We start from the raw sequence: 12,957 nt of genomic DNA, 5'->3' as shown, positions 1-12,957 counted from the left end.
CGGGCTTAGCCTCGAAGCATGGAGACCGCCAAGGAGATCAAGGACTTCCTGACCACCCGCCGTGCGAAGATCACCCCCGACCAGGTGGGCCTTCCCGTGGTGGGCCGCCGTCGGGTGCCCGGTCTGCGCCGTGAGGAGGTCGCCCTGCTGGCCGGAGTGAGCGCCGAGTACTACGTGCAGATCGAGCGCGGCCAGGTCGCCGGCGTCTCCGATGAGGTCCTGCGCGCCGTCGCCGGCGCGCTGCGGCTGGACGAGGTGGAGACCGCCCACCTCTTCGACCTCGCCCACGCGGCCGGGAAGGCGGGCCGCAAGCAGACCCGCACCCCCCGCCGCCAGGTCCCCGAACCCCTCCAGGCGCTCATCGACGCCATGGTCACCGCCCCCGCCATCGTGCAGAACGGCCACCTCGACATCGTCGCCGCCAACCCGCTCGGCCGCGCTCTGTACGGGGCCGTGTACGAGCACCAGCCCGAGCCGCCGAACCTGGCCCGGTTCATCTTCCTCGCCGATCGGGCCGAGGAGACCTTCCCCGCCTGGGAGAAGGCCGCCGACGACGCCGTGGCCCTGCTGCGGGTCGCCGCCGCCAAGGCGCCGTACGCGAAGGCCATCACCAGCCTGGTGGGTGAACTCGCCACCCGCAGCGCCGAGTTCCGCACCCGCTGGGCCGCGCACGACGTACGGGCCCATCGCAGCGGCACCAAGAAGTTCCGGCACCCGGCCGTCGGCGACCTCACCCTGCGCTTCGAAGCCCTCGACGCGGCCGGGGCCTCCGGGCTCTCCGTCATCGGCTACACCGCCGAACCCGGCTCACCCTCCCACGAGGCCCTGACGCTGCTGGCGAGCTGGGCCGCCACGGAGCGGGTCAGGGCCTCGGTGGACGAATAGCCCGCCGGGTCAGCTCGCGTGGACCGACTCCACGCGGAAGAGGCGGGGCTGGACGTGGGTGGCGATGGTGGCCGCCTTGTCCATGTGCACCCTCGCCTCGGGGTCGGCCAGCATCGCGCGGTAGTGCTCCTCGGTCTCCCACTGGGCGTAGTTGACGACGCTCTCGCCGTCCAGGGAGGCGTGGAAGTTGGCGCAGATGAAGCCCGGCTGGTGCTTCATCGTCTCCTCCGTGGCGCGGGAGAGGAGGTCGATCAGCTCGACCTGTCGGTCCGGGGTGACGGTGAACACGTTGATGAGCGTGGCCACCGGGCGCGTGGTGTCGAAGTGTGCGGTGAGGGTCATGCCGGAAGGCTCCCCGGTACGGCATGCCCGGGTCGCTCACACCCCACCGGATTCGCCCGTTCTCCGTACACTGGCCCGCATGGCATGCCGCATCAGTGAGCTGGTCATCGACGCCGCCGACCCCGAGCGGCTCGCCGCGTTCTGGAGCGACGTACTGGGCTACGTGGAACTCGGCCGTGAGGACGACGGCAGCATCGAGATCGGCCCGCCCGGCGCCGGCTTCGGCGGCCCGCAGCCCACCCTCGTCCTCAGCCCCACCACCGACCCCCGCCCCACCAAACTCCGCCTCCACATCGACGTCAGCCCCACCGACCGTGACCAGCCCGCCGAACTCGACCGCCTCCTCGCCCTCGGCGCCCGCCCGGCCGACATCGGCCAGACCGGCGAGGAGAACTGGCACGTCCTGCTCGACCCGGAGGACAACGAGTTCTGCCTGCTGCGCAGGCGGTTGAATCCGGCGTAGCCGCGGCCGGAGAGGGCTACTGCGTCTGCTCCACGCGGTCCTGTGTCGACTCCCGCTCCTGCGGAGTCCGCTGCTCACGGGACAGCCTGCTCGGCCACCACACGGCCGGGCCGATGTCGCGGACCAGGGCGGGGACCAGGAGGGAGCGGACGACGAGGGTGTCGAGGAGGACGCCGAAGGCGACGATGAAGGCGATCTGGACGAGGAACGCCAGCGGGATGACGATCAGCGCGGCGAAGGTCGCGGCGAGGACGACGCCGGCCGAGGTGATGACGCCGCCCGTGGCGATCAGGCCGCGCAGGATGCCCTCGCGGGTGCCGTGGCGGACGGTCTCCTCGCGGACGCGGGACATCAGGAAGATGTTGTAGTCCACCCCGAGCGCGACCAGGAACACGAACCCGTACAGCGGCACCGACGCGTCCGTGCCGGAGAAGCCGAAGCCGTGCCGGAAGACCAGGCCCGCGATGCCCAGCGTGGCCAGGTAGTTGAGCGCGACCGTCGCCACCAGCAGCACCGGCAGCAGCAGGGAGCGCAGCAGCGCGACGAGGATCACCAGGATGATCAGCAGGACGACGGGGACGATCAGGTTCCGGTCGTGCTCGGCGGTGCGCTCGGTGTCGTACTGCTGGGCGCTGTAACCCCCCACCAGCGAACCGGGGTCCAGCGTGTGCAGCCGGTCGCGCAGCCGCTCGACGGTCGCCTTGGCGGCGTCACTGTCGGGCGCGTCGGTCAGGGTCGCGTCGATGCGTACCCGCCCGTCCACCACCCGAGGGGCACCGCCCGGCTTGCCGCTGGCGCTCAGCGCGGCGGCCGAGGCGACGCCGGGCGTCTTCGCCGCCGCCGCGGTCACCTCCGCGCCCTTGGCCGCGTCCGCGATGACGACCGCGGGCTGCCCGGAGCCGCCGGGGAAGTGCCGGCCGAGCGTTTGCTGCGCGGAGACGGACGGGGCGTCGTTGACGAAGAGTTCGTCCAGCGGGACACCCTTCGACTTGAGCGCCGGGAAGAAGGCCGCGCCCACGACGAGCACGACACAGGTCGCCAGCCACACCTTCCGGGGACTGCTGTCGACCCGGTGCGCCACCCGGCGCCACAGCCCGTGGCCGCCCGTCGCCGCGTCGGCAGGACGGGGCTTGGCCGGCCAGAACGCGGCATGGCCCAGCAGGGCGAGCACCGCGGGCAGGAAGGTGAGCGTCGACAGCACCGCGCACCCGATGCCGATCGCGCCGACCGGGCCCAGCGCGCGATTGTTCGTCAGGTCGCTGAGCAGCAGCGCGAGCAGCCCCAGCGCGACGGTGGCCGCGCTGGCGGTGATCGCGCCGAACGCACCGCGCAGCGCGCCCCAGGCCGCCTCCGCCCGCTGGGCGCCCCGCGCCAGCTCCTCGCGGAAGCGGGCGGTGAGCAGCAGGGCGTAGTCGGTGGCCGCGCCGATCACCAGGATCGAGAGGATGCCCTGTACCTGCCCGTCCACCCGTACGACACCGTGGTCGGCGAGGACGTACACGATCGCGCAGGCGATGCCGAGGGCGAACACCGAGCTGAGGATGACGACGAACGGCAGCAGCACGCTGCGGTACACCAGCAGCAGGATCACCAGCACCGCCGCCAGCGCCACGCCCAGTAGGATGCCGTCGATACCGCCGAACGCGTGAGTGAGGTCGGCCTGGGTGGCGGCCGGACCGGCGACCTGCGCGCGCGTGCCGTCGACCCCCGCCGCCGTCCGCTCGACCCGGTCCACCACTTCGGTGACCCGCTTGCCCAGCTCGGGACTGAGCGGGACCACACCCTCCAGTGCGGCCCCGTCCTTCGAGGGGAGTGCGGGGGACGGCCGGCCCACCACACCGTCGGTGCCGGCGAGTGACGCCAACGCCCGCGTGGCCGCCTCGCGCTGGGCCGGGGTGATCCTGCCGCCGTCCTCGCCGGTCCAGACCACCACGGCCGGGAGCGTCTCCTGCCGCTCGAAGGTCTTCTGGAGGGCGACGGCCTTGGTGGACTCCGCGCTGCGCGGCAGGAACGCGGTCTGGTCGTTGGTCGACACCTCGCCCAGCTTGCCCGCGTAGGAGCCGAAGGCGCCGCCGAGGCCGAGCCAGACGAGCACGAGGACGAGGGGGACCAGCCAGCGGACCGGTCGGCGTACGGAGGTCATGCGCTCCCCAGGGAGGAGTGGGCGGATGCCGGGCAAGGTAGCTCAACTATAAAGTATCTCAATGATCGAGGTACTTGGAGATCATATCCTTGGTGACATGCAGCCCGAACGCCCGGAGGAGCGTCCTCCCAGCGACCTCCAGGGATACGCCGTCCTCCTGCGCACCCTGAACAGCGAGATAAACCGCATCGCCCACGCCTTCGCCCAGGCGCACGGCCTCCACGCCACGGACGTCCACGCGCTCGCCGCGATCATGGACGCCTCGGCCCTGGACGGCGAGCCCATGACTCCTTCCCGGCTGCGCGAGCGCCTGAACCTCACCTCGGGCGCCGTATCGGCGTGTCTGGACCGCCTGGAACGGGCCGGCCACATCAACCGCGCCCGCGACAGCGCCGACCGCAGGGTGGTCCACCTGCACTACAACCCCGGCGCCCGCACCCTCGCCCGCCAGTACTTCAGCCCCCTCGCCCGCGGCACCGAGGCGGCCCGCCGCCGCTTCACCCCGGAACAGCTCGAGACCGTCGCCGAGTTCCTCCAGGCCCTGAACCACGAACTCGCCGCCGAGCGCCGAGATCCGCCTCGGGCGCGTTCCGCGAGGTGAAGTAGGGTGACCGCGCGGAAGGGGTGGGAGTGGTGCGGGAGCGGGTCACCATGGCGGACGTCGCGCGTGCGGCCGGAGTCTCCTCCGCCACGGTGTCGTACGTGCTGTCCGGCAAGCGCGCCGTCGCCCCCGAGACCCGTACGGCCGTCGAGGCGGCCATCGCCGAGCTGGGCTTCGTCGTCAACACGGCCGCCCGCAGCCTGCGTACGGGGCGTTCCAGCCTGGTCGCGCTGATCGTGCCGGACATCGCCAACCCGTTCTTCGCCCAGCTCGCGGCCACCCTCCAGGAGGAGCTGCGCGGGCTCGGCCTGCATGTCGTCGTCTGCGACACCCGGGCCCGCCGCGAGGAGGAGCGGGCGTTGCTCGCGGAGGCGGTGCAGCAGCGCTTCGCCGGGGTGGTGATCACGCCGTTCCGGCTGCTGCCGAAGGACCTCGGCGTGCTGACCGAGGCGGGCATGCCGGCCGTGGTCAGCGCGGACGTGCCCTTCGGTGCCGTGGACCAGGTGGCCCCCGACGCACGGGCCGCGACCCGGCAGGCACTGGAGCTGGTGACAGCCGCCCGGCGCCGCCGCATCGCGATGATCGCGGGCCCCCGCGACGCCACCGGCGGCGACCCCCGGCTGGAACTGCTCCGGGCGCTGGCCCGCCAGTACGGCACCGCCCTGCCCGGCGACCTCGTGGTGCGCGGCGAGCACACCCGCGAGGCCGGGGCCGAGGGCTTCGCCGAGCTGATGGATCGCCGTTACCGCCCCGACGCGGTGTTCTGCGCCAACGACGTGATCGCGGTCGGCGCCCTGGACAAGGCCCGTGAACTGGGCATCGACATCCCCGGCGAGGTCGCGCTCGTCGGCCACGACGACGCCGCCTTCGCCTCCCTGGTCCGGCCCCGCCTCACCACGATCCGCTACCCGGCCGAGGAGGTCGGCCGCGCCGCCGCCCGGCTGCTCCGCGAGCGGCTGGACGGCCGCACCGCCCACCGCACGGTGCGGGTGAAGGCGGAGTTCGTGGCCCGCGCTTCGGTCTGAGTCATCGCGCATCAGCGGTTGTCGTGTGGGGTGTTGCGTAATCGATTCCGCCTGTCGGTTCCAACTGGCTTGCTGCGCACAGTAATGGCAGGTCAGCGCGTGTTTCTACAGCAGATTCCATGTCCACGGGGCGATCTCGACGCCGGTCAATTCCCGCAAGGCTGTTGACTTTTGGGGATTCCTGTCGTGAAGGTTGCGCCCACCAAGTCCCCGGAGCGCGACCCTCGGCGCAAGGAGCCCCCTCATGGTGATGCCCGTTCGCACGTCCACCGCAAGACGATGCCTGGCCGGTGCGGCGGTCCTGGCGCTCACGGCGGTGGCCGGCTGCGGAGGCGGGGGCGGTGAGGACGACGGTTCGGCCGGCTCCTCCTGCAAGCCCGCCTCCGGCAAGGTCACCCTCCAGTACTGGTCCTGGGTGCCCGGCATGGACCAGGCGGTGCGCGTCTGGAACGCCGAACACCCCGACGTACAGGTGAAGCTGCGCACGACCCCGGCAGGGAACGCGGGCACCTACCAGAACCTGTCCAACGCGCTGAAGGCGCACAAGGCCCCCGACCTCGGCCAGATCGAGTACGACTCGCTGGCCAGCTTCCGCCTCAAGGGCGGCCTGAAGAACATCCAGTCCTGCCCTCAAGTCGCCCAGGCACAGCCCAGGTTCGTCGACTGGACCTGGTCTCAGGTCGACTTCGGCGCCCACGGCAGGGACGGCGTCTGGGCGATACCCCAGGACACCGGCCCCATGGCGCTGTACTACCGCAAGGACATCTTCGACAAGCTCCACCTGAAGGCCCCCACCACCTGGGCGGAGTACGAGTCCGACGCCCGCGTCATCCAGAAGGCGGGCAAGTTCATCACCCACTTCTCGCAGACCGACCCGAACTGGTTCACCGGCCTGCTGTGGCAGAACAAGGCCACCCTGTTCGAGCGCGAGGGCGACGCCTGGAAGGTCACCGTCGACCGGCCGGAAAGCCGCCAAGTGGCCGACTACTGGCAGAAGCTCATCGACGACAAGCTCGTCGCCACCGACCTTCAGGGCTTCTCGCCCGCGCTGTACAAGGCGTGGAACTCCGGCGAGGTGGTCACCTGGATCAGCGCCGCGTGGGGCTACAGCACCATCCGCGACAACGCCGCCTCCACGAAGGGCAAGTGGGCGGTGGCCCCCATGCCGCAGTGGAAGGAGGGTGACCAGCGGGCCGGCAACTGGGGCGGCTCCACCACCGCCGTCCTCTCCGGCAGCAAGCACCCCGCCGAAGCCGCCGAGTTCGCGCTCTGGCTGAACACCGACCCCGAGGCGCTGGAGATCCTCAACCGGTCCGGCGGCCTCTACCCCGCGGCCAAGGCCGGACTGACCCTGCCCGCGTTGCAGAAGCCCGTCGGCTTCTACGGCGACCAGAAGATCTTCGACGTCTTCAAGCAGGCGTCCGCCGAGGTGGACACGGACTTCACCTGGGGTCCCACGATGACCGACACCTACCGCTTCCTCAGCGACGGCACCTCGGACGTCACCGCGGGCAAGGGCACCCTCGGTGACGTACTGAAGCGGACCGCGGCCGACAGCGCCGACTCCCTGCGCAAGCAGTCCCTCGATGTCACGCGCTGACCGGCCGGCGCGCCGGACCCTCGCCCCGTACGGCTTCCTCGCCCCCTTCTTCGTGCCCTTCGTCCTGTTCACCCTGCTGCCGGTCGGGTACGCCTTCTGGCAGAGCCTGCACAAAACCGCGCGCACCGGCGGCACCTTCGGCCGCACCCACTCGGTGTTCTCCGGCTTCGAGCAGTACGCCGACGTCGTCCGGCAGCCGTACTTCGCCGACAGCGTCCTCAGGGTCGGTCTCTTCGCCCTCGTGCAGATCCCGGTGATGCTGCTGTTCGCCCTGGTGCTCGCCCTCCTGCTGGACTCGGCCGTGGCCCGCCTGAAGCGGTTCTTCCGGCTGGTGTACTTCGTCCCGTACGGCATTCCGGGCGTCGTCGCCGCGCTGATGTGGGCCTACCTGTACGACCCGAGGCTGTCCTCGATCACCGCCCTGCTGGACTCGGCGGGCATCCGGGCCGACCTGCTGGGGCCCCGCCTGGTGCTCTGGTCCATCGGCAACGTCGTCACCTGGACCTACACCGGCTACAACATGCTCATCCTGTACTCCGCGCTCCAGGCGCTCCCCGCCGACATCGAGGAGGCGGCCCGTGTCGACGGGGCGAACGGCTGGACCACCGCGCTGCGCATCAAGGTCCCGCTGATCCGCCCGGCGCTCGTCCTCACCGGGGTGTTCTCCATCATCGGCACCCTGCAACTCTTCACCGAGCCCCAGGTGTTCCGGTCCATCTCCACCAGCGTGACCAGCACCTACACCCCCAACCTCGCCGCCTACTCCCTCACCGCCGGGGACGACTACGGCGGAGCCGCCGCGCTCTCCGTACTGCTCGCCACGGTCACGTTCGCGCTGTCCTTCGCGTTCCTGCGCCTCACCACCAGGAGGCGGGGATGAGCCTGCTGACCCGTACCGACGGCGCCCACGCGACCCGCAGCGGTCGCGCCTCCACGGCGGCGGTCGTCGCCTTCATGACCCTGGCCGCCTGCTACATGCTGCTCCCGGTGTACTGGCTGCTGGTCTCCGCGACCAAGAGCCAGGGCGACCTCGTCGACACCCCCGGACTGCGGCCCGCGCACTGGCACTTCGGCGCCAACCTGGCCGCGCTCTTCCATCAGCAGGACGGCGTCTTCGCGCGCTGGCTGCTCAACAGCCTGCTGTACGCGGGCGCGGGAGCCGCCGTCGCCACCGCGCTGTCGGCGGCCGCCGGGTACGCCCTGGCCAAATACCGTTTTGCCGGGCGCGAGTTGCTGTTCTCGGTGATCCTCGGCGGGGTCCTCGTACCGGCGACCGCCCTCGCGCTGCCGCTGTTCCTGATGTTCGCCGAGGTGGACGCCACCAACACGTTCTGGTCGGTGTTCCTGCCGAGCGTCGTCAGCCCCTTCGGCGTCTATCTGTCCCGCGTCTTCGCCGCCGCGTCCGTGCCGGACGAGGTGATCGAGGCCGCGCGGATGGACGGCGCGGGGGAGCTGCGCATCTTCACCGGCATCGGGTTGCGCATGATGTCGCCCGCGCTGGTGACCGTGTTCCTGTTCCAGTTCGTCGTCATCTGGAACAACTTCCTGCTGCCCCTGGTCATGCTCCAGGACGACGACCTCTATCCCGTCACCCTCGGTCTGTACACCTGGCAGACGCAGACCAGCCGCCTGCCCGTCCTGCAGACCCTCACCATCGTGGGAGCCCTGGTCTCCGTCGTGCCCATCGTCCTCACCTTCCTCCTCCTCCAGCGCTACTGGCGTGCCGGACTCTCCGCCGGGGCGGTGAAGTCATGACCCACCCCCTCACCGCGCTCAACCACCGCCTGGGCGGCATCGGTCACGGCGGCGACTACAACCCCGAACAGTGGCCCCGCGAGGTCTGGCGCGAGGACGTCCGCCTCATGCGGGAGGCGGGCGTGAACCTCGTGACCGTGGGCGTCTTCTCCTGGTCCCGCATCGAGCCGCGCCCCGGCGTGTACGACTGGGAGCTGCTGGACGAGGTGCTGGACCTGCTGCACGCCCACGGCATCGCCGTCGATCTGGCCACCCCGACCGCAGCGCCCCCGCCCTGGTTCGCCAGGCTGCACCCCGACGCCCTGCCGGTCACCGCCTCCGGCACCCGGCTCGTCCACGGCAGCCGGCAGGTCTTCTGCCCCAGCAGCCCGGCCTACGCCGAGGCCGCCGACGCCCTGGTCACCGCGCTGGCCACGCGGTACGCCGGTCATCCCGCCGTCGCGCTGTGGCACGTCCACAACGAGTGGGGCAACCACAACGCCCTCTGCTACTGCGACACCAGCGCGGCCGCCTTCCGCACCTGGCTCGAGGAGCGTTACGCCACCCTGGACGCCCTCAACTCGGCTTGGGGCACTGACTTCTGGAGCCAGCGCTACGGCGCCTGGGACGAGATCGACCCGCCCCGCGACACCACCGCCTTCCGCAATCCGGGCCAGGAACTCGACTTCCGCCGCTTCTCCTCCGACGCCCTCCTCGCCCGGCACCGCGCGGAGACGGCCCTGCTCAAGCGGCTCGCCCCCGCCATCCCTGTGACCACCAACCTCATGGGGACCCTGGAGAAGAAGGTCGACGGGTACGCCTTCGCCCCCGAGTGCGACCTCGTCTCCGTGGACCACTACCTCACCGCCGCCGACCCCGAGGGCCACATCGACCTCGCCCTCAACGCCGACCTCGCCCGGGGCATGGCCGGAGGCGCCCCCTGGCTGCTCATGGAGCACTCGGCCTCCGCCGTCAACTGGCAGCCGGTCAACGTGGCGAAGCGGCCCGGCGAACTGCGCCGCAACAGCCTCACCCACCTGGCCAGGGGCGCCGACGGCATCATGTTCTTCCAGTGGCGGCAGTCCACTGCCGGCGCCGAGAAGTGGCACTCCGCGATGCTCCCGCACGGCGGCACCGACACCCGGATCTGGCACGAGGTCCGCGCCCTCGGCGCCGAGCTGTCCGCGCTAGCGGAGGTGGCCGGGACCCGTGTGCGGGGGGAGGTGGCGTTGCTCTTCGACTGGCCCACCTGGTGGGCCCTGGAACTGGAGGCCCGCCCCTCCGGCCGCCTGCGCTACCTGGACGCCGTCCGCGACTGGTACACGGCCCTGTGGTCGCTCAACCTCACGTGCGACGTGCTCCCACCGGGCGCCGACCTGACGCCGTACCGCGCCGTCGTCGCCCCGAACCTGTATCTGCTCTCCGACCAGGACGCCGCCAACCTGGAGGGATACGTCCGCCGGGGCGGCCATCTGGCGGTCGGTTGCTTCAGCGGGGTGGTCGACACCCAGGACCGGGTACGGGCCGGCGGGTACCCGGGTGCCCTGCGCGACGTACTCGGGCTGCGCGTCGACGAGTACCTCCCGCTCCGGCCGGACGAGACCGCCCGGCTGGACGACGGCACCCTCGCGCACGACTGGGCCGAACGCGTCGAGCCACGCGGCTGCTCCGCCGTGCTCCGCTTCACGGACGAACCCGGAGGCGGACCGGCCGCCGGGGGCCTGGCCGTCACCCGCCACGAACACGGCCGGGGCAGCGCGCGGTACGTCGCCACGCGACCCTCGGCCCGCACCCTGCGCGAGCTGATGCGGACCCTGGCCGGGGAGGCGGGCGTTCGTCCCGTCGCCGCCGAGGGAGTCGAGGCGGTGCGCCGCACCGGCCCGCAGGGCAGCTATCTGTTCGTGATCAACCACACCGCCGACGACGTGACGGTCCCGGTGCGCGGCACTGGCCTGCTGGACGCCGAGGTCACCGACTCCGGCGCCCTGGTCCCCGCCGGGGGAGTGGTCGTCGTCCGCGAACACGACTGACGGAGTGCTGTCCATGACACTGCCCGTGGAGTACGACGAGCCCAGTGGCACCGTCGTCCTGCGTACCGAGGCCACCTGCTACGTCCTGCGGGTGGACCGCTCGCGGGGTGCCGTGCTGCACGTCCACTGGGGTGCGCATCTGCCCCTGGAGGACGCGGCCGGGCTGCCCGTGCGGAGCGAACCCGACAACAGCTTCGCCGGGCCCTTCGACGGGGTGGAGGAGTATCCCGTCGAGGGCGGCGCCCGGTTCGGGGTGCCCGCGCTGGAGGTCCGGTTCGCCGAGGGGCAGAGTCCCGTCGAGCCCGAGGTCACCGGGGTGCGGATCGTCAGGGCGGGGCATGTGATGGTCGCGTTGCGGGACCGGGTGCGGCCGCTGGCGTGGGAGACCCACTACCGGGTGCCGCCCGGCGGTGATGTCATCGAACGCTGGACGGAGTTCGAGCACACCGGTGCCACCGGCTCGCTGCTCCTCGTACGCCATGCCGCCGCCCACTGGCCGCTGCCCCGGCGGCAGCGCTGGCGGATGTCGGCCGTGCACGGCGGCTGGTCTGACGAGCACCGGCTCGTCCGTACCGAGGCGGCGGTGGGTGAGACCACGCTGACCAGCAGACGCGGCCACACCGGCCACCAGGCCAACCCGTGGGTGGCGCTGGACACCGGCGCCGCCGAGGAGGAGCACGGGGAGGTGTGGGCCACCGCCCTTGCCACCAGCGGCAGTTGGCGTCTCACCGTGCAGCGGACGGCGGCCGGGGAGGTGGGCGTGGTCCTGGGGGAGGGCCACGAAGGGGTCGAGATCGCCCTGGCCCCCGGCCGCCGGCACGTCACGCCGGTCAGCGTGGCCGTGCACTCCACGGGCGGCTTCGGCGCCGTCAGCCGTGCCTTCCACACCTACGTCCGGCGCCATGTCCTGCCTCGTCCCGAGGAGTTGCGGCCCGTCCTCTACAACTCCTGGGAGGCGACCGGGTTCGAGACGTGCGAGGAGGGCCAACTGAGCCTGGCCCGGCGGGCGGCCGACCTCGGGGTGGAGCTGTTCGTGGTGGACGACGGCTGGTTCGGCACTCGCGACGACGACCGGTCCGGCCTCGGCGACTGGACCCCGCACCCGCGGCGCTTCCGGCGCGGACTGCGCCCCCTCGCCGACGAGGTGCACCGGCTGGGCATGGCGTTCGGGCTCTGGGTGGAGCCCGAAATGACCAACGCCGACAGCGACTTGTACTGCCGGCACCCCGAGTACGTACTGCATCTGCCCGACCGCACCGCCACCGCACTGCGCCACCAGCTCGTACTGGACTTCTCCCGCCAGGAGGTGACCGAGTGGGCGTACGGCTGGCTGCGCCGGGTCGTCGCCGAGAACACCGTCGACTTCCTCAAGTGGGACTTCAACCGGTCCTTCACCGAGGCGGGCGCGCGGGGCGGCGGGCCGGACGCGCGGCGGGTGCACATCGAGCACGCGCGCGGCGTGCACCGGGTGCTCGACCGGCTGCGCGCCGCGTTCCCGCGGCTGCGGATCGAGTCGTGCGCGGGCGGCGGCGGCCGGACCGACCTCGGCATGCTCGCCCGTACCGACCAGGTGTGGGCCTCCGACAACACCGACGCCGTCGGGCGGCTCGCCATCCAGCACGGCTTCAGCCAGGTCTACCCGGCCCGCGTCATGTCCGCCTGGGTCACCGACAGCCCCAACCCGCTGACCGGCCGCCGGGTACCGCTGGCCTTCCGCTTCCACTCGGCGATGGCGGGCGTCCTGGGCGTCGGCGGCGACCTGGACCGGTGGACACCCGCCGAACTCGCCGAGGCCACCCGGCTGATCGAGGTCTACAAGGACATCCGCCCGCTGGTGCAGCACGGCCACCAGTACCGGCTGCTCGCACCGGGAGACGGTGCCCTGACCGCCGTCCAGTACGTCGGTCCCGACACCGACCGGACGGCCGTGCTGGTGTGGCGGCCCAGCGCCTCCTTCGGCCCGGCGCACCCACCGCTCCGGCTGCGGGGCCTGGACCCCGGCGCCCGTTACCGGGACGAGGACACCGCCGCGGAATGGTCGGGGGCGACCCTCACGGGCTTCGGCCTGCCCCTCCCCGCCCTGCCGGGCGGCGACTGCGCGAGCGCGCTGGTGCGTCTGCGCAGGGTCGCGTAG

General features: G+C 71.9%; 11 protein-coding genes. 9 read left to right on the top strand and 2 right to left on the bottom strand.

All coding sequences use genetic code 11. The annotated features are described in order from the left end of the window. The first annotated feature begins 18 nt into the window (after positions 1 to 18). Entirely contained in the window at positions 19 to 885 is an 867-nt protein-coding gene (locus OG448_RS03115) for a helix-turn-helix domain-containing protein (protein ID WP_405551389.1), read from the top strand. Between the two features lie 9 nt (positions 886 to 894). On the opposite strand, the gene OG448_RS03110 is transcribed toward OG448_RS03115, so the two are convergent. Beyond that, the gene (locus tag OG448_RS03110) at positions 895 to 1,227 is read right to left on the bottom strand and encodes an antibiotic biosynthesis monooxygenase family protein (RefSeq protein ID WP_405551388.1); all 333 of its coding nucleotides are present in this window, start codon (positions 1,225 to 1,227) and stop codon (positions 895 to 897) included. A gap of 79 nt (positions 1,228 to 1,306) precedes the next feature. Between OG448_RS03110 and OG448_RS03105 the strand changes: the two genes are divergently transcribed. Next, positions 1,307 to 1,690, top strand: coding sequence for a VOC family protein (locus tag OG448_RS03105; protein WP_405551386.1), 384 nt, complete (start codon positions 1,307 to 1,309; stop codon positions 1,688 to 1,690). A gap of 16 nt (positions 1,691 to 1,706) precedes the next feature. Here OG448_RS03105 and OG448_RS03100 read toward each other — a convergent pair whose 3' ends face one another. Then, positions 1,707 to 3,833, bottom strand: coding sequence for an MMPL family transporter (locus OG448_RS03100; RefSeq protein ID WP_405551385.1), 2,127 nt, complete (start codon positions 3,831 to 3,833; stop codon positions 1,707 to 1,709). A 97-nt stretch (positions 3,834 to 3,930) separates the two neighbouring features. On the opposite strand from OG448_RS03100, the gene OG448_RS03095 reads away from it, so the two are divergent. From OG448_RS03095 to OG448_RS03065, 7 genes are all read left to right on the top strand, one after another. After that, positions 3,931 to 4,434, top strand: a complete 504-nt coding sequence (locus OG448_RS03095) for a MarR family winged helix-turn-helix transcriptional regulator (RefSeq protein ID WP_405551383.1) — start codon at positions 3,931 to 3,933, stop codon at positions 4,432 to 4,434. A gap of 50 nt (positions 4,435 to 4,484) precedes the next feature. Then, positions 4,485 to 5,459, top strand: coding sequence for a LacI family DNA-binding transcriptional regulator (locus OG448_RS03090; protein WP_405551381.1), 975 nt, complete (start codon positions 4,485 to 4,487; stop codon positions 5,457 to 5,459). 244 nt (positions 5,460 to 5,703) lie between these two features. Beyond that, entirely contained in the window at positions 5,704 to 7,059 is a 1,356-nt protein-coding gene (locus OG448_RS03085; RefSeq protein WP_405551379.1) for an ABC transporter substrate-binding protein, read from the top strand. Next, complete coding sequence (locus OG448_RS03080) at positions 7,046 to 7,939, top strand: carbohydrate ABC transporter permease (protein ID WP_405551377.1); 894 nt, start codon at positions 7,046 to 7,048, stop codon at positions 7,937 to 7,939. The genes OG448_RS03085 and OG448_RS03080 overlap by 14 nt, the downstream gene beginning before the upstream one ends. Next, positions 7,936 to 8,814 (top strand): carbohydrate ABC transporter permease, encoded by an 879-nt coding sequence (locus OG448_RS03075; protein ID WP_405551376.1) that lies wholly within the window; start codon positions 7,936 to 7,938, stop codon positions 8,812 to 8,814. Before OG448_RS03080 ends, OG448_RS03075 begins: the two co-directional genes overlap by 4 nt. Further along, entirely contained in the window at positions 8,811 to 10,823 is a 2,013-nt protein-coding gene (locus tag OG448_RS03070) for a beta-galactosidase (protein WP_405551375.1), read from the top strand. Before OG448_RS03075 ends, OG448_RS03070 begins: the two co-directional genes overlap by 4 nt. Before the next feature lie 13 nt (positions 10,824 to 10,836). Further along, a complete protein-coding gene (locus OG448_RS03065) occupies positions 10,837 to 12,957 on the top strand; it encodes an alpha-galactosidase (protein ID WP_405551374.1) in 2,121 nt (706 codons plus the stop codon).

It is taken from the genome of Streptomyces sp. NBC_01171, from assembly GCF_045039805.1.
Classification (GTDB): Bacteria; Actinomycetota; Actinomycetes; order Streptomycetales; family Streptomycetaceae; genus Streptomyces.
The sequence above is the reverse complement of the archived record's forward strand: the minus strand, read 5'-3'. Positions and strand labels throughout refer to the sequence as shown.

Excerpts from the sequence above, each read along its gene's own strand:
- OG448_RS03115 (WP_405551389.1), top strand. The coding sequence starts at position 19 with ATGGAGACCGCCAAGGAGATCAAGGACTTCCTGACCACCCGCCGTGCG.
- OG448_RS03110 (WP_405551388.1), bottom strand. The coding sequence starts at position 1,227 with ATGACCCTCACCGCACACTTCGACACCACGCGCCCGGTGGCCACGCTC.
- OG448_RS03105 (WP_405551386.1), top strand. The coding sequence starts at position 1,307 with ATGGCATGCCGCATCAGTGAGCTGGTCATCGACGCCGCCGACCCCGAG.
- OG448_RS03100 (WP_405551385.1), bottom strand. The coding sequence starts at position 3,833 with ATGACCTCCGTACGCCGACCGGTCCGCTGGCTGGTCCCCCTCGTCCTC.
- OG448_RS03095 (WP_405551383.1), top strand. The coding sequence starts at position 3,931 with ATGCAGCCCGAACGCCCGGAGGAGCGTCCTCCCAGCGACCTCCAGGGA.
- OG448_RS03090 (WP_405551381.1), top strand. The coding sequence starts at position 4,485 with ATGGCGGACGTCGCGCGTGCGGCCGGAGTCTCCTCCGCCACGGTGTCG.
- OG448_RS03085 (WP_405551379.1), top strand. The coding sequence starts at position 5,704 with ATGGTGATGCCCGTTCGCACGTCCACCGCAAGACGATGCCTGGCCGGT.
- OG448_RS03080 (WP_405551377.1), top strand. The coding sequence starts at position 7,046 with ATGTCACGCGCTGACCGGCCGGCGCGCCGGACCCTCGCCCCGTACGGC.
- OG448_RS03075 (WP_405551376.1), top strand. The coding sequence starts at position 7,936 with ATGAGCCTGCTGACCCGTACCGACGGCGCCCACGCGACCCGCAGCGGT.
- OG448_RS03070 (WP_405551375.1), top strand. The coding sequence starts at position 8,811 with ATGACCCACCCCCTCACCGCGCTCAACCACCGCCTGGGCGGCATCGGT.
- OG448_RS03065 (WP_405551374.1), top strand. The coding sequence starts at position 10,837 with ATGACACTGCCCGTGGAGTACGACGAGCCCAGTGGCACCGTCGTCCTG.